Annotated in this window: 16 protein-coding genes, 1 tRNA gene and 1 riboswitch; of the genes, 9 read left to right on the plus strand and 8 right to left on the minus strand. The window is 35.8% G+C overall.

Annotated features, from left to right (window positions below):
* Window positions 1–12: 12 nt before the first annotated feature.
* From ACQ33O_RS04785 to ACQ33O_RS04795, 3 genes are read left to right on the plus strand one after another with little or no spacing between them, the layout of a single operon-like run.
* Complete coding sequence (locus tag ACQ33O_RS04785; RefSeq protein WP_430994424.1) at window positions 13–792, plus strand: MbnP family protein; 780 nt, start codon at window positions 13–15, stop codon at window positions 790–792.
* Window positions 793–797: 5 nt separating this feature from the next.
* Window positions 798–1823 carry a cytochrome-c peroxidase gene (locus ACQ33O_RS04790; RefSeq protein WP_430994425.1) on the plus strand — a complete coding sequence of 342 codons (1026 nt, stop codon included), beginning with the start codon at window positions 798–800 and terminating at the stop codon, window positions 1821–1823.
* Between the two features lie 35 nt (window positions 1824–1858).
* Window positions 1859–2782, plus strand: coding sequence for a transporter (locus ACQ33O_RS04795; RefSeq protein WP_430994426.1), 924 nt, complete (start codon window positions 1859–1861; stop codon window positions 2780–2782).
* 21 nt (window positions 2783–2803) lie between these two features.
* On the opposite strand, the gene ACQ33O_RS04800 is transcribed toward ACQ33O_RS04795, so the two are convergent.
* The 5 genes from ACQ33O_RS04800 to ACQ33O_RS04820 all read right to left on the minus strand — a co-directional run bounded on the left by ACQ33O_RS04800 (window position 2804) and on the right by ACQ33O_RS04820 (window position 6563).
* On the minus strand, window positions 2804–3511 hold the full coding sequence (locus tag ACQ33O_RS04800; RefSeq protein ID WP_430994427.1) for a response regulator transcription factor: 708 nt from the start codon (window positions 3509–3511) through the stop codon (window positions 2804–2806).
* Window positions 3508–4488, minus strand: a complete 981-nt coding sequence (locus ACQ33O_RS04805; protein ID WP_430994428.1) for a sensor histidine kinase — start codon at window positions 4486–4488, stop codon at window positions 3508–3510. The genes ACQ33O_RS04800 and ACQ33O_RS04805 overlap by 4 nt, the downstream gene beginning before the upstream one ends.
* Window positions 4489–4503: 15 nt before the next feature.
* Window positions 4504–4980, minus strand: a complete 477-nt coding sequence (locus ACQ33O_RS04810) for a gliding motility lipoprotein GldH (RefSeq protein WP_430994429.1) — start codon at window positions 4978–4980, stop codon at window positions 4504–4506.
* Between the two features lie 62 nt (window positions 4981–5042).
* Window positions 5043–5918: a YicC/YloC family endoribonuclease gene (locus tag ACQ33O_RS04815; RefSeq protein WP_430994430.1), complete on the minus strand. Its 876-nt coding sequence runs from the start codon at window positions 5916–5918 to the stop codon at window positions 5043–5045.
* A 63-nt stretch (window positions 5919–5981) separates the two neighbouring features.
* On the minus strand, window positions 5982–6563 hold the full coding sequence (locus ACQ33O_RS04820) for a pseudouridine synthase (RefSeq protein ID WP_430994431.1): 582 nt from the start codon (window positions 6561–6563) through the stop codon (window positions 5982–5984).
* A 556-nt stretch (window positions 6564–7119) separates the two neighbouring features.
* On the opposite strand from ACQ33O_RS04820, the gene lpxD reads away from it, so the two are divergent.
* Window positions 7120–8067, plus strand: coding sequence for a UDP-3-O-(3-hydroxymyristoyl)glucosamine N-acyltransferase (lpxD, locus tag ACQ33O_RS04825; protein WP_430994432.1), 948 nt, complete (start codon window positions 7120–7122; stop codon window positions 8065–8067).
* Window positions 8068–8069: 2 nt separating this feature from the next.
* On the opposite strand, the gene ACQ33O_RS04830 is transcribed toward lpxD, so the two are convergent.
* On the minus strand, window positions 8070–9047 hold the full coding sequence (locus tag ACQ33O_RS04830) for an NAD-dependent epimerase/dehydratase family protein (RefSeq protein ID WP_430994433.1): 978 nt from the start codon (window positions 9045–9047) through the stop codon (window positions 8070–8072).
* 100 nt (window positions 9048–9147) lie between these two features.
* A complete protein-coding gene (locus ACQ33O_RS04835; RefSeq protein WP_430994434.1) occupies window positions 9148–10554 on the minus strand; it encodes a tail fiber domain-containing protein in 1407 nt (468 codons plus the stop codon).
* Between the two features lie 266 nt (window positions 10555–10820).
* Window positions 10821–11027, plus strand: a riboswitch (cobalamin riboswitch).
* 107 nt (window positions 11028–11134) lie between these two features.
* On the opposite strand from ACQ33O_RS04835, the gene ACQ33O_RS04840 reads away from it, so the two are divergent.
* A complete protein-coding gene (locus tag ACQ33O_RS04840; protein WP_430994435.1) occupies window positions 11135–13009 on the plus strand; it encodes a TonB-dependent receptor plug domain-containing protein in 1875 nt (624 codons plus the stop codon).
* Between the two features lie 62 nt (window positions 13010–13071).
* The gene (locus ACQ33O_RS04845; RefSeq protein WP_430994436.1) at window positions 13072–13305 is read left to right on the plus strand and encodes a cysteine-rich CWC family protein; all 234 of its coding nucleotides are present in this window, start codon (window positions 13072–13074) and stop codon (window positions 13303–13305) included.
* Between the two features lie 3 nt (window positions 13306–13308).
* Here the strand turns inward: ACQ33O_RS04845 and ACQ33O_RS04850 are convergent, their stop codons facing one another.
* Window positions 13309–13911 (minus strand): pseudouridine synthase, encoded by a 603-nt coding sequence (locus ACQ33O_RS04850; RefSeq protein ID WP_430994437.1) that lies wholly within the window; start codon window positions 13909–13911, stop codon window positions 13309–13311.
* A 73-nt stretch (window positions 13912–13984) separates the two neighbouring features.
* Here ACQ33O_RS04850 and ACQ33O_RS04855 point away from each other — a divergent pair, with 73 nt between their 5' ends.
* The 3 genes from ACQ33O_RS04855 (at window position 13985) to ACQ33O_RS04865 (ending at window position 16117) form a co-directional block, all read left to right on the plus strand.
* Complete coding sequence (locus ACQ33O_RS04855) at window positions 13985–15313, plus strand: DEAD/DEAH box helicase (RefSeq protein ID WP_430994438.1); 1329 nt, start codon at window positions 13985–13987, stop codon at window positions 15311–15313.
* Window positions 15314–15367: 54 nt separating this feature from the next.
* Entirely contained in the window at window positions 15368–15958 is a 591-nt protein-coding gene (locus ACQ33O_RS04860; RefSeq protein ID WP_430994439.1) for a MarC family protein, read from the plus strand.
* An 87-nt stretch (window positions 15959–16045) separates the two neighbouring features.
* Window positions 16046–16117, plus strand: a tRNA-Arg gene (locus ACQ33O_RS04865).
* The last annotated feature ends 34 nt before the right edge of the window (window positions 16118–16151 follow it).

Here is a 16151-nt window from a genome sequence, read left to right on the forward strand (position 1 = left end):
AATAATTCAACAATGAAACATATATTGTTTTTTGGACTGATCGTTTCTGTCCTACTTACCTCATGCAAAAAATCGGCAAAATATGATCCTTCGGTGAAAGCAGCATTATCGGTGGAATTTGACAATATCGTCGGAGGCTCAGATCTTCAATTAACCACAGGTTCATACACCAATGCAGCAGGAGAGAGCTTTACTGTAAATAAGCTGAAATACTATGTAAGTAATTTTAAATTAACCAATGTAGATGGTTCCACTTATACGGTACCACAAGATGATTCTTATTTTTTAATAGATGAAAGTGATGCTACTACGCATGAACCGGAGCTTGAAATTCCCGAAGGTGAATACAAAACGTTAAGCTTCACCTTAGGAGTTGATAGTTTAAGGTGTACGAAAGACATTAGCGAACGTAGCGGTGTATTGGATCCTACTGCAACCGGAGGTGATATGTATTGGGGTTGGAACAGCGGCTATATTTTCTTTAAAATGGAAGGCTCATCGCCAGCAGCTGCAATGGGTTATATGTATCATATTGGAGGATTTGGCGGATATTCATCCTCTACCATCAATAATATAAAGCAAATAACTATCGATCTAACGGGAAGGGGTACTGCACAGGTAAAAGCGAATAAGGAAACCAATATTCATTTGATGGTGGATGTATTGAAAGTATTTAATGGAGCCGCTAATGTTAGCATTGCAACTAATTCAATGGTAATGTTTTCAGCTTTCAGTACCACAGTTGCCAATAATTACACAGTAATGTTTCAACACGATCATACTGAAAATTAATTGAGATGAACCGGAAACATTTCATAGTTATTTTTTTTCTTGTTGCAGGAATTGTTGCCTGTGATAAGGATAATCTTGATGCAATTTTCCCGGGCTTCCATAAGCCCGGGAATTTCCCGGAGCCAACGTATCATTTTACAACTAACCCTGTAACGCAGGATGGCTTTGAGTTAGGTAAGAAGCTATTTTACGATCCTGTTTTATCGGTAAACAATACCATTAGTTGTGGTAGTTGCCATATTCAATCTTCGGGGTTTACACAGCATGGGCATAGTGTTAGTCATGGAATATTCGATAGAATAGGTACACGAAACAGTCAACCCATAATGAACCTTGCATGGAGCCCAAGCTTTATGTGGGATGGGGGTGTTTTTGATCTGGACCTACAACCAATAGCGCCTATCACCAATCATGTAGAAATGGGAGAGAGTGTTTCGAGTGTGTTAGGAAAATTAAAAAAAAGTACGGTCTATCCACCTTTATTCAAAAAAGCTTTTGGTACAACCGATATAACAACAGCTAGTTTTTTGAAAGCATTATCTCAGTTTATGGTTATGTGTGTAAGTAACAATGCAAAGTATGATAGCGTAAAAAGAAACCAGTCTGTGTTTAGTGATGATGAACGGGCAGGCTATTCAGTGTATCAGCAAAAATGTAGTTCTTGTCATACTGAGCCATTATTCACAGGTCATTCATTTCGTAACAATGGCCTTAGTATTAGTTTGATCAATGATATGGGAAGATATGCTGTTACTTTACAGAACAGCGATAAATATACCTTCAAAACACCAAGCCTGCGTAACCTTGCCTTTACACCACCATACATGCATGATGGAAGGTTTTTTACTTTGGATGCAGTGTTGGATCATTACACCAGTCAGGTACAAGCAACACCGAATCTTGATCCGATTTTGCAAAACGGTTCACAATTAGGCATTGAGTTAACAACTGTAGAAAGACAACAATTACTTACTTTTTTGAAAACATTGAATGACAAAACTTTTGTGACAGACAAAAGGTTTGCCGAATGATTGGATCAAGAAATAAAACCATTTAAATAGTGATTATGAAAAAAAAATATGCATTGCTTTTAGCAGTAATTATTTTACCTGTATTTACAATGGCCTGCGATATTTGCGGCTGTGGTGTTGGCAATAGTTATATTGGTATACTGCCAGATTTTCACAAGCATATTTTTGGTATCAGGTACAGATATAATTCGATGTACACTCATTTAGGAGTTGGCGGAAGTACTACTTATCTCACAACAAAAGAAATGTATAATACTGTAGAGGCCTGGGGAGGTTGGAACATCGGAGAAAAAACAAGAATCATTTTATCTGTTCCTTATGGAGTGAATACAAGAAAAAATCAAGGTGAGAGTAATAGCAAAAACGGATTAGGAGATATTACTTTGTCAGGATACTATCAGTTGCTCAATAGCCGAAGAACCGTTTTGAATCAAAAATTATTTGTGCAAAGTCTTTGGATTGGCGCAGGTGTAAAATTTGCAACAGGTAAGTATAACTCGGCTGATAAAAATGTATCAGGAAACAATGTTAATCTGTTTCAATTGGGCACAGGTAGCAATGATTTTAATGTGGGCTTGATGTATGATGCTCGTCTACAGGATTTTGGTATCAATGTATCATCTAACTATAAAATATCTACCGTAAATAAAGATGATTATCGTTATGGCAATAAGCTCACCATTAATACACAGGCTTATTACAAATGCAGAATAAATAAGAAGATCATGCTGGCTCCGAATGCCGGTATTCAATATGAAAATGGAAGTACAGATACAGATAATAATTTCAAAGTAACAGCTTCCGGAGGTAGATTGCTGCTTGGTACAATTGGTGTTGAAACAGTACTTGGTCGGTTTGCAGTAGGAGCAAATGTGCAAACGCCATTATCACAAAATTTGGCTAATGGTATTGTAAAAGCCAATGGCCGTTTTATGCTGCATGTAGCAATAGCCTTGTAATATGCGCTAGTAAGGAAGAAATTAATATTCAGTAAACTTATAACCAATGCCCCTTACAGAGTGGAAATATTTCGGGTTGCGACTGTCTTCTTCGAAATATTTTCTGAAGCTGAGAATAAAATTATCAATGGTACGTGTAGTAGGATAAACGTTGTAACCCCAAACCGCTTGTAATATCTTTTCTCTTGTTACAACTTCGTTCTTGTTTTCGATCAATAATTTCAGTAACATTATTTCCTTTTTGGTAAGGGCTACTTTTTCGCCATCTTTAGTAATGCATTCCAGGGCTTTAAAGTCGATTGAATTTTTACCGAACTGATATTGTTGTTCCAAAGGTTTTCTAACGGCCAATCGCTGACTTTTTTCTACCAGTTTACTTACTCTCAATAAAAGTTCTTCTAAATTAAATGGTTTAGTAAGGTAATCATCGGCACCTTTTTTTAAACCCAGTACTCTATCTGCGCTGCTGTTTTTTGCACTTAAAATCAGAATAGGTATATCATTATTTTGGAGCCGAATGTTTTCGCAAACACTTATGCCGTCTAATTCGGGAAGCATTACATCCAAAATGATCAGATCAAAATGTTCGTGTTGAACGGCCTGCAAAGCTTCTACACCATCGTACACACCGGTAACCTCATAGTTTTCCAACTCAAGATTTAGCTTTAAGGCTTCTTGTAAGTTTTCTTCATCTTCAACCAGTAGTATCGAAATTTTTCTATCGCTCATGATGCACTCTTGAAATTAATGGTAAAAATACATCCTGAAGGGGTGTTATCTGTCATAGAAATGTTAGCATTGTGTTGCTGCGCTATTTTTTTTGTAAGATACAATCCCAACCCCGTTCCTTTTGCCGCCTTGGTTGCAGCGTTTCCGATGCGATAGTATTTATCGAATACTTTTTTCTTTTCTTGTACTTCAATTCCTCTGCCTTCATCTTTTACAGAAAGTAAGATTCGGTTTTGATCTTGTATCAAGTCGATTGTTACAACAGAGTCTTTTGGTGAATACTTGATGGCGTTATCAATTAAGTTGTTGATACCCATTTGCAGTAATAATCTATCGCCAATTATAAACAGATCATCGACAATATTACTCTGTAATATTCTTTGCGGAAAACGCATCTTAAAATCCTGCACACATTCATGTAATGCTTCGCTTAAATTGATCTCTTCTTTGGTAGTATTATGTCTGCCTGCTTCAATTTGCGATGCCAACAACATGTTATTACACAAAGTGTTTAAGCGGTTAGCTTCCTGAATGGTATTTTGTATGAGCCTTTGTTGTTGAGATTCATCGAGTTTTCTTCGCTGAAGTGTTTCCAGATTCAATTTTGTAACAGCAATCGGTGTTTTTAGTTCATGTGTAATGGCCATCATGAAATTATGTTGTTGCTGATTAGACTTGAATTGGCGGCGTACGGCTCTAAAAATAAAAACTGCACCGGCAATGATCAATAATAAAAAAATACTTCCCTCGCCGATATATTGTGCTGTTTTTCGTCTTTCAGTTTCCTTTATGGTTTCCACCATGCCTTCATAACGAACATCATCTTTGTTGATCTCAGATATTTTGTACAATGCCATCTGGTGATTTTGTGTATTTAATGCAATAAACCACCACACTAATGCAGCAATAATATATACCAGCAGAAACCAGTACACAATGAAGATGAGACGAAGGCGTTTTGTTTTATACAATGACATTATGGTTGTTGATACTTATTGTATTTTCTCAACTCTTATACCCACGCTAAGAATATTCGGCAACGGATTTTCTCTCATTACCTGGCCGATGGTGTATTTGTATTTACCCGGTTTTTTGAATTGGAAGGGTCGTGGTATTATCAATGTTCGTACCTCCCAAATATCATCCATACCTGTTCCTTCCCAACCTGTGGCATCAGTGCCTAATTGGAAATCATATTTCTGAAACCACATTGTATCGGCGGGTGCTTGTGTTCCGATGTTTAGCCAGATATTGTTATACTTATAGGCATCGGTATGTCTTATTACAGCATACAAATTATATTTAGCTGCTGTATCGGTTATATTAAACTCAAAATCAGGTTGAAAATTATAGCTCCATTGGTTTTTAGGGATAGAGGCATTTCTTTCAAAAACATCTATTTGGTTACAGCTTGTAATACAAGCAATAAGTAGAAAGCAATAAGTAATAAGTAAATGGGTTCTTTTCACAATAGATCTTTTCACAAAAATAATAAACTCTTTGCAAGCTGTATATAAATCAACAGTAGGCTTTATAAAACATTCAAAATTTGTTCTTTGGCTTTTTCAAGTTCATCTTTCATCATTACAACACATTTTTGTATTTCTGCATCGTAAGCTTTGCTGCCGGTAGTATTTATTTCTCTACCGATCTCCTGTATAATGAAAGACAATTTTTTTCCTTTTGAAGGTTCATCGTTATTCAATAGTTGCCTGAAATAATCGCAATGTTGTTTTAGCCTTACCTGTTCTTCGTGTATATCGATCTTTTCTATGTAGTAAATTAATTCCTGCTCTAAACGGTTGCCATCGTAATTTTCCTTACCTACATGTGTTTCCAATAATTGCTTAATTTCTTCTCTGATTCTTTTAATACGGTTGGGTTCAAGTTTAACGATCGCTTCTTCTTGTTCGTTGATATTATTAATGCGTTTGATCAGATCTTTTTCAAGACTTGCTCCTTCATCTATTCTGTGTTGATTCAATTCTGTAAGAGCGGCTTGCAATACATTTTTAAACTCCTCAAAATCTTTGTCGTTCAAAATATCGTTGGTAGGGGTTACTACTTCCGGTAGTCTTAACAATGCACTTAAAACAGAGTTGGTGTCAATTTTTAATTCAGCAGATAATTGCTCTATCTGATGATAGTAGGCTTTTATCAGATCAGTGTTTATGTTTACGGGCTTAGAAGTGCCGTTTTGTTTTATGGTGATGATGCAGTCTATAGTACCACGAACCAGTTGTTCCTGTAAAATATTACGGATATCAAATTCATAGGGTCTGAGTAACGGAGGTAAACGCAATTGCATTTCAAATTGCTTTCCATTAAGTGATTTTATTTCTACCAAAAAGGTTTTGTCGTTTACAGTCTGTTCGGCTCTTCCAAAACCGGTCATTGATTTTAGCATTGGGAATAATATAGTTTTGGGTTACAAGTTATATGATTTTGTCTGTATCGGTTTATTCAGGCATTAAAAAAGCAATTTATATAGCTCTTTTTCAGAAAATACCCTCATTTCTCCCGGATGCAGACCGTCAATAGTGCAGTTTTCTATCCTGTATCTGATAAGACGAAGAGTTGGGAAGCCTACGGCCGCAGTCATCTTCCGAACCTGCCGGTTTTTACCTTCTGTGAGGGTCAGTTTCACCCAGCTGGTAGGGATGTCTTTCCGGTACCGGATAGGAGGGTTTCTGTCTGGTACTTTTGGTTCGGTTGAAAATAGCTGTGCTCTACATTTTTGTGTTTGATACCACTTGCCATCTACAGTAATGGTAACACCATTTTGTAATTGTTGTAATGCCTCTTTTGTTATGGTACCATCTACCTGTACCCAATACTCCCGTTTATGTTTATACGAAGGATTTAATAACAGATTGTTTATTTTTTTATCGTTTGTAAGAATTAATAAACCCTCACTATCATAATCCAATCTTCCAACCGGATATACATCTGTTGGTACGTCAAAATAATCTTTCAATGTTTGTTTTCCTTCCTGAGAAGAAAATTGAGACAACACATTGAATGGTTTATAAATGATAAAATAGTTGTTCAAAATAGATAAGTAAGAGAAAAATTTGTTAGTGTATTTCAGTAAAGTAAAACTAAAAAATTACTTTAAACAAACATTGTAAAAATAATAAAGCCCGACATTTTATAGCCAGGCTTTGTTATATGGATGGGTTAGTAAGTACCAGGAAATAAATTTCCTTGCACAATATTAAAAATAATTTTTTCTAAACAAAAAAATATTTAAACATATTTTATTCACATTTTAAAATGGGCTGTGGATAAGGGTATATGGTTTGAGTGCAGTTATTTTTTTTCAAAAGAAGATAACAACATTTATTATTGCGTCTGTTTTTTTTAGCATAGCCTGAAAGTATTGATTTTACAGCTATTTCAGCGGATGATATTTTATTTAGAAAAAATATTTTTATCGTTGATACAAAAAAATACATTCAGTTTTTTCGATGGTATATTAATGATATTGAAATCAAAAATAATTCAATTTTTTTTGAAGAAATGACTTGTTTTGAGACTAAAACTGCCTTAATTCTTTATATCGACAATAATATCAAACCATGTTACCTTTGATAAAATTTTAGCTTATGCAATTTCCATCACCGATTTCTGTAAAATGGCTGGCCGAATTTATCAACGCTGAAGTAGCAGGAAATGAAAATTTATTTGCAACAGGTATCAACGAAATACATAAAGTAGAAAATGGAGATATTGTATTTGTTGATCATCCAAAGTATTACGATAAGTGTATTAATAGCAATGCAAATTTTATTATCATTAATAAAAAAGTTGATCATCCCGATAATAAAGTTTTATTGATTGTAGAAAATCCGTTTGATGCATATTGTAAAATTGTAGATCATTTCAGGCCGTTTGCACCATCGACTAAAACGATCAGCGAAACTGCGAAAATTGGTGAAGGAAGTTTTTTATATCCAAATACAGTTGTCGGTAATCATGTTGTTATTGGAAAAAATTGTATCATTCATCCTAACGTAACCATCATGGATTTTTGTGTGATCGGCGATAATGTAGTGATACAATCGGGAACAGTAATAGGTAGCAATGCTTTCTATTATAACACAAAAAAAGATCGTGAAATCTGGTATAAAAAGATGCCCGATTGCGGCAGGGTAATAATTGAAGATTTTGTAGAAATTGGCGCAAACTGTACTATCGACAGAGGGGTAAGCCATGATACAATTATTGGCAAAGGAACCAAGATCGATAACCTGGTGCATATCGGCCATGATACGGTAGTTGGTAGCAATTGTCTTTTTGCCGCTCAGGTGGGTATAGCAGGCGCCACAACCATTGGGAACGGAGTGATCTTATGGGGGCAGGTAGGGGTAAGCAAAACGCTTACCATCGGAGATAATGCGGTGGTATATGCCCAAAGTGGTGTGCCGGCATCCATCGATGGAAATAAGGTTTACTTTGGTTCTCCTGTAGAAAATGCCAAGGATAAGATGAAGGAATTGGTCTGGATCAAACGAATTCCTGAATTGTGGGAGAAGGTGACAGGGAAACAGTAAGGCTATTCATTTCCCAATCTTTTTTTGAAAGCATCACAAGTGTCTATAATTGTTTCTTCTATTGATCTGTATTTGAAGTCGGGTAGGTATTTAAAAAGTTTAACATTGCTAAAGTTTGATATTGCTAAACCGGTGGTAGCTGTTTCTTTTGTTACCAAAGGTTTTTTTCCTGTAAAGAAACTTCTGATGGCTTCTAACCGCCACACAATTTTAGCAAGGAGCGGAGTAACTTTTTTATGCGGTGCTTTTTTCCCGAAACCTGATGCAATAAGACCAAATATATCTTTATAGCTTCTGTTTTCGGCATTTAAAATAAATCGTTGTCCACTTATATCACTTTCCATTAATCGGATCATTGCTTTTGCAACATCTCTCACATCTACAAAACCATTTACCCCTTCGCTATACCATGGAAATTCGTTGTAGATACTTTTGAATATTTGTGAACTACCACTTTTCCAATTACCGGCACCTAAAATAATGGTAGGGTTAACAACGACTGCATCTAATCCTTCGCCAGAACCACGCCATACTTCCAGTTCACTGAGGTATTTACTTTTACTGTAATTACTATTGCTGGTTTCTTCGGTCCAGTTCATGGTTTCATCGATCGATTTTCCATTCCTTGTTTTACCGAGGGCTGCAACACTGCTTACATGTATTAACTTTTTCACGCCATTGTTAAGAGCAGCATTTACAATGTTTGCAGTACCTTCTACATTGATCTTAAAAAGATGATTTTTTTGTCCCTGTTCAAATGTAACAACTGCAGCACAATGATATACCTGTTCAATGCCTTGCATGATCTCTTCAAGACGTATTACGTCTAAAATATCACATTGATGTTGGGTTAAGTGAGGAGAATTAAAATCGGCCAATGGCGTTTTATTAAACAGGGCAACTACGTCTTTACCTTCAGCAAGTAACTGACTAATTAACTCCTTTCCAACTAATCCTGATCCGCCGGTTACAAGAACCATTAATTGCGAAGATTAAAAATGAATAATCATCAAAAGTACTAAAGTGTAGTTAGAAAAAAGCCTCCCCAATTAGTTGGGGAGGCTTTTTTATGAGTGAAAATTATTTTTGTTCTAACAACAAGAGTCTTTTTTCTAAATTCTCAAGTCTAATGTTTTGAGCTTCGATCGTTTTTTGTTGTTCCTGTACTGCTTCAATTAAAGGAACCACAAATGTTGCATAACGTAATGCATATCTTCCACCCGGTTTAGATGGTTTAACAACCCCGCTGAAGTTATAACCTACATTATTAGCAGCGGTTTCTACTTCCTGTGCAATAAAACCATTGTACAAACGACCTTCGCTTGTAGCAATTTTCTTTCTGTAAGCAGGAGAATTGTATTTAGCCAATACTTTGTCAAGGTCTTCACCTCTTCCATTTTGGTTAGATCTGTTACGAGTTTTCAACTGATTGATCTTAGCATCAACCATTTTTTGAATATTGTAATGATAATTTACCGGACGTAATTGCATAATGAAATCCAAACCTCCGTTTTCATTTTTAATATCTTTTTTAAATCTTCCGTCACTAATCACACTCCAATCAACTGCACCACCAATTTGCGATACATTTTCATCACCGATCCTAACCATGTCATCAACATCAGCCAACGCACCGGCACCAATAGCAGTAGAGTTGTTTACATCTACTTGACCAAGCGTATCGAAACAGTTTGCAAAGAAACCAACAGCGGTATTACCTGCACCACTATAGTTATCGATCATTGTATAACCACCCACACCTGTATTATAATAACCATCAATATTGTATGATAAAGCATTGCTACCTACGCCGGTGTTAACGTTTCCACCACCATAGTAATCATCATTATCAAATAACGAAAAATCACCAATAGCTACAGTGCTTTGGTCAATTGTATTTTGATACATTGCATAAGCACCAATTGCCACATTATAAGAAGTTGAATCGGCGTTTTGTAATGCTTTGAAACCTATACCAACGTTAGCTGCAGTAAAGTTTTCTCTTGCAACAACAGCAGCACTATCTCCCATAAAAATATTGCTACGGCTAAAATAACCGGCTTTAAAATTATTTATTCTGAAACGAATTGGTTGAGCATCTGTAGTACCTAGAAAATTTGCTGTAGTAGTACCTGCATTACCGGTAAGTCCCCAGCCTGAAGCACCGCCTGCATCACCTGTATTCAATAATTTTTTCCAAACAGGAGAAGCAGGTGTACCACTATTAAAGTAATAACCTACGCCTACGGTAGCATTGGTATTATAAACCAAAAGACTTGTAGCAGGAGCAGAAATTGTTGCATTGTCTGTTAGTGTTGTAAGGCTAACACGAGGAATTAATAAACCTTTGTTGGTAGCAGCTATTTCCAATCTTGCACTGTTATCGGGAATGTTTGTTCCAATACCCACGCTCTGTTGTGCATGAGCAGTAACATTCAATAACAACAAACCAATAGCCGAAAGTGATGTGTAAAGTACTTTTTTCATTTGCTTTTTTGTTTTAGTAATATTATAAACTAGTGTTGTATGGGTTATATACAATGATATGTGTAGTTGATTTTTTGAACAGAAGAAAGCCAATATCAAATAAACATTACCTCTAAGGTAAAAAGAACTGCTGAAAATCTCTTGTTTTTTATAAAAAAAGACAAAAAAAGGACCTTCATTCAATAAATATTGCAGAAAATATATATTTCTATGTAAAACAGAAGAAGTCTTGAAAACTTCTTTCGGCCATTAAAGTCCAATAATATTACATTTGCATCGATTATGGTCCCCGTCTTTGGCGGGGTTAAATGGGAAGCCGGTCTAAATCCGGCGCTATCCCCGTAGCTGTAAGAAAGCCATCATTGATTTGATGTACAATTGTTGAAATTATAACCACTGTTCCGATGCAATTGGGATGGGAAGGGTTCAAACAAGCTTTAAGCCAGAAGACCTGCCAAAATCGATCTAACATTTATTCAGCTTTCGGGTGAAAGGCTTGAGGATTTAAGGGTATAAGGGTACTCTTTTATTTTCTTCTCTTATTTTCCACGAAAGCAGTCACAAAAAAAATTTTTCAAAAATGAAAAAGAGAATTTTTATTGCGACTGCTGTATTATTCAGTAGTCAGTTGTATGCTCAGCAGGACAGTACAAAAACTTTAAACAAGATTGTGTTGACAGCAACAAAGTCGAGTATTAAACAATCCCAAACAGGTAAAGTGGTAACAATTATCGATCAATCTGTTTTAGAAAAAAGTAAAGGCAAAGATCTTGCACAATTATTAACCGAGCAGGCCAATATTATTGTGAACGGTGCTACCAGTAATCCGGGGAAAGACAAGCCGCTTTATATAAGAGGAGCAAAAAATGATAATACGGTTATTCTGATCGATGGTATTCCAATGGCAGATCCATCCGGTGTAACAGGTGCGTTTGATCCGAGATTGATACCAATGGAGAATATAGAAAGAATTGAAATTGTAAAAGGTGCTCAATCTGCTTTGTATGGAAGTAATGCAGTAGCAGGTGTTATCAATATCATTACAAAAAAAGGAGCCGGTAAAGAAGCTGTTGGTTACGGAACCATATCGGCAGGTAGTTATAAAAGTTTTAATGCAAATATTGGTGTAAGAGGTACAATTGAAAAATCGTCGTACGATGTTGGTTATATTCACAGACAAACTGATGGTATCTCCGAAGCAAAAGATATTGCAGGCAATCAAAATTTTGATAATGATGGTTTTGTTTCGAATGGTGCTTATTTGAATTTTGATGCTGCTATTACAGATAAGTTTCATTTCAAACCTTTTTTCCGCTATCAATATTTTACAGGTGGGTATGATGCTGATGCTTTTACTGATGGTGCAGATCAATACACTTCATCTGTTTTATCAACAGGAACAATTTTTAAATATGACGATAAAAAATTATCCCTGACCGCTCAGTATGCTCATGATGAAACGTCAAGATTGTATGATGGCGTATATGGTAAAACGCCTTATGAAGGAAGAAGCAATACCGCCGAAACATACGCTACTTATCGTATCAATGATATGTTTCAGGTTTTAGCCGGATTGGATTTCAGAGCACAACAATCATTGGATGATAATGCTACACCAAAACGTCCGAAAATAAATATTTTCAGTCCTTATACTTCAGTGTTGTACAAAAATGCAAATGGCATTAATGTAGAGTTAGGGGGTAGATATAATAAGCATTCTAAGTTTGGAGATAATTTTAATTACAGTATCAATCCATCTTACTTAATAAAAAATAAAGTGAAAGTATTTGCAAATATCGCATCTGCTTTCAGAGCTCCTTCTTTGGGTGAGCTTTACGGACAATACGGAAGCAATCCTGATCTGAAACCCGAAACATCTAAAACTTTTGAAGGTGGCGCACAGGCCTTCTTTAATAAAGGAGATATTCGTGCAGTATATTTTAACAGAGAAATAAAAAATATCATCAGCTCCGGTCCTGCATTTAGTTTATGGAATTACGATAGACAAAATGATCACGGATTTGAAGTTGAATCGAACATTGCGGTAAACAAAGATATAAAAGTGACTTTCTTTTATTCTTTTGTAGATGGAGAGATCACAAAGAAGAAAGGTAGCAAGGATACTACTTATTACAACTTGTTGAAATTGCCTAAGCATTCTTTTGGTGTAACAGTTGGCTACCAGGTAACACCACAATTATTTGTAAGCACGAATGGTTACAGTTATGGAAAAAGAAACGATTTATTCTTTAATCCAAATCCGCCATATGACAACTACGCAGTAGAATTGAGAAGTTATTTTATGTGGAATGCGTATGCACAATACAGCATCCTATCAAACAGAATAAAGGTTTTTGTAGATGTGAAGAATATTTTGGATAAAGATTATTATGAAGTGTACGGTTATGGTGTGCAAGGGTTTAATACAACCGCAGGGTTAAGTTTTAAACTATAATTTTTTTTGCAATAAGGTGGTCGACCTTTCAAAGGTCAACCACCTTTATTAAACTCGTTATTATGTGTCAGCACGAGAAAAAAATATGCCCCAAATGTAATATCAGCTTCGAGTGTAAAGTTGGCAATATCAGTCAGTGTCAATGTACAGCTGTTGTCTTATCTGTTGAAGAAAGAAATTATATTCAATCGGTTTACAGCGACTGCCTTTGCGCTAACTGTTTGTTAGCAATGAAGAACAAGCATCATAATGCATCAAAAGATAAACATATTGCTCAAGCAAGATTAAATAGGTAGCAGTTAATGAACAATATTTAATTTGCTGAAAAATTCCTCTTCTTCTATTTCTTGTATTTTACCAGGCTCCAAATTTCCCATCGTCATATTTTCAATGCTTACACGAATTAATCTTTTGCATTTGTGTTTTATAGCAGCTATCATTTTTCTTACCTGATGAAATTTACCTTCGGTAATTGTAATTAAAAGCCAGGTGTTTGGGTCATAAGCGGTCAACCTCTTTGACATCTTGCATAACGATTCAGGATTCTCTACTATTGAAACTTCACAAGGGCCGGTAGTGTACATAACATTGTCTTTAATTTTAAAACTTACGCCGGTTCTTAACCGATGTAACTTTTCTTCACTGATGATATTGTTGATCTGCACCAAGTAAGTTCTTTTATGTGGCACTTTACTTAAAAATAATAAACGAGTAACTTTTTTATTGGTTGTTAAAAGTAACAACCCTTCAGAATGATTATCTAATCTACCAATGGCATGAGTGCTCTCTGGAAAATCGAAATCAAGATCACCTAATAAACCAACGTCGTGGGAACTTACAAATTGCGACACCATATTAAATGGCTTATTCAAAATAAAATAACGATGGTTTGTAACTGACATAAATTGTGTTGCAAGTTCTGCAATTTCAGGCGTACAAAATATTAAAACTACCTTTGCTTTACATTTTACAGGTATGACATTTGACGATTTAAATTTAAACACCCCATTACTGACCGCATTGGATGATCTGGGATACACGAATCCTACAACTATACAACACAAGGTTTTCCCAATTGTGATGTCCGGAAGAGATGTGTGTGGGATCGCTCAAACGGGTACCGGTAAAACATTTGCTTACTTATTGCCTTGTTTGCGTCAATGGAAATTCAGTAAGGATAAAGATCCGCAAATTTTGGTGATAGTGCCCACAAGAGAGTTGGTTGCACAGGTGGTAGAAACGGTAAAAAAATTAACTCCGTACATGACGTTAACTGTTGTAGGTGTTTATGGTGGTGCAAATATCAATACACAGAAACTGGAAGTAGAAAAAGGGTTGGATGTGTTGGTAGCTACACCAGGTAGATTGTATGATCTTGCAATGGCGGGTGCGTTCAAAGTAAAAACGATCAAAAAGTTGGTGATCGATGAAGTAGATGAAATGTTGAATCTTGGTTTCAGAACGCAGTTAAAAAATATTTTAGATCTCTTACCGCAAAAAAGGCAAAATCTTTTATTCTCTGCAACGATCACAGAAGATGTAGAGGCATTGATAGAAACATATTTTAACGATCCGATAAGAGTAGAAGCGGCACCAACCGGAACACCACTGGAAAATATTATTCAGTCTGCTTATGAAGTACCAAACTTTTATACAAAAGTAAATTTGCTGGAGTTGTTATTGACCGAAGATAAAACCATGACCAAGGTATTGATTTTTGCGGCCACCAAGCAATTAGCAGATCAGTTGTACGAACAATTAGAAAATAAATTTCCGGGTACAGCAGGTGTGATACATTCCAACAAAGAACAGAATCATCGTTTCAATACAGTAAAACAATTTCAGGAAGGGAATTATAGATTTATCATAGCAACAGATATTGTTGCAAGGGGAATTGATATAGCAGAAGTAACACATGTCATTAATTTCGACACACCGGAAGTGCCGGAAAATTATATACATAGAATTGGTCGTACAGGAAGATTTGATAAAAAGGGTATTGCCATAACTTTTATTACTGAAAGGGAAAAGCCTCAGCAGGAGGCCATTGAAACTTTGATGAAATATCAAATCCCTATTGAGCCATTACCTGCCAATCTTGTTATTTCAGATGTATTAACTGAAGATGAGCTGCCGAAAGTGTTCATGAAGATCATTCAACCTAAATTGTCGAAGTCAGATGAGGCTGGCCCTGCTTTTCATGAAAAATCGGCCAAAAATAAAAAGACGAATTTTATTGTGAAAAAGAAAGATAGAATGATGAAGAAATACGGCAAGCCTAAAACAAGGGGGCAAAAAAAATAGCGCACTTTAAACAGCGTAAAAACAAAAACTTATCTTCGTAAAAACATTAAACCTTTGAATTTTTCAGAGATAGCCATAAAAGAAATTCTTACTGTGTCATTTACCTTGTTTGCGGTAATTGATGTGGTTGGCTCTGTGCCCATACTTGTTTCCTTAAGAGATAAGATGGGAGGGCATATAAAATCCACACAGGCAACATTGGTGTCGGGTGCTTTGATGGTATTATTCTTATTTGTTGGGCAGGAGTTCTTGAAAATATTGGGGGTAGATGTAAAGTCGTTTGCCGTAGCCGGTAGTATTGTAATTTTTATTTTAGGGTTGGAAATGGTTTTAGGGATTGAATTTTTTAAGCCCGATAAAAATGCAAAAACCGGTAGTGTGGTGCCTATAGCCTTTCCATTGATAGCCGGTAGCGGAACGTTAACCACTGTAATGAGTTTAAAAGCGAATTATGCGGATGTAAATATATTAGTTGGCATATTGATCAACTGTATGGTGATCTATCTTGTTTTAAAATCCTTGAAATGGATAGAGAAATTTTTAGGGCCAAGTGGTATGTCGGTGATACGGAAGTTTTTCGGTGTGATATTATTAGCGATCGCAGTAAAAATATTCGGTAGTAATATTGTTAAGTTTGGGAAGTAATTTGTATTTACGAATTACGATTTGGGATTTACGATTTTGTAGAGTTCTTTAAATCGTAGATCGTACATCACAAATCGTAAATAAATTGGCCTCGTAGTACAATGGATAGTATAAGAGTTTCCGAAGCTCCAGATTCAGGTTCGATTCCTGACGAGGCCACTAATATTTGTAAAAAATAGCAAGCAGTCGTTGT

It is taken from the genome of Ferruginibacter sp. SUN002 (assembly GCF_050611725.1).
Taxonomy (GTDB): Bacteria; Bacteroidota; Bacteroidia; order Chitinophagales; family Chitinophagaceae; genus Ferruginibacter.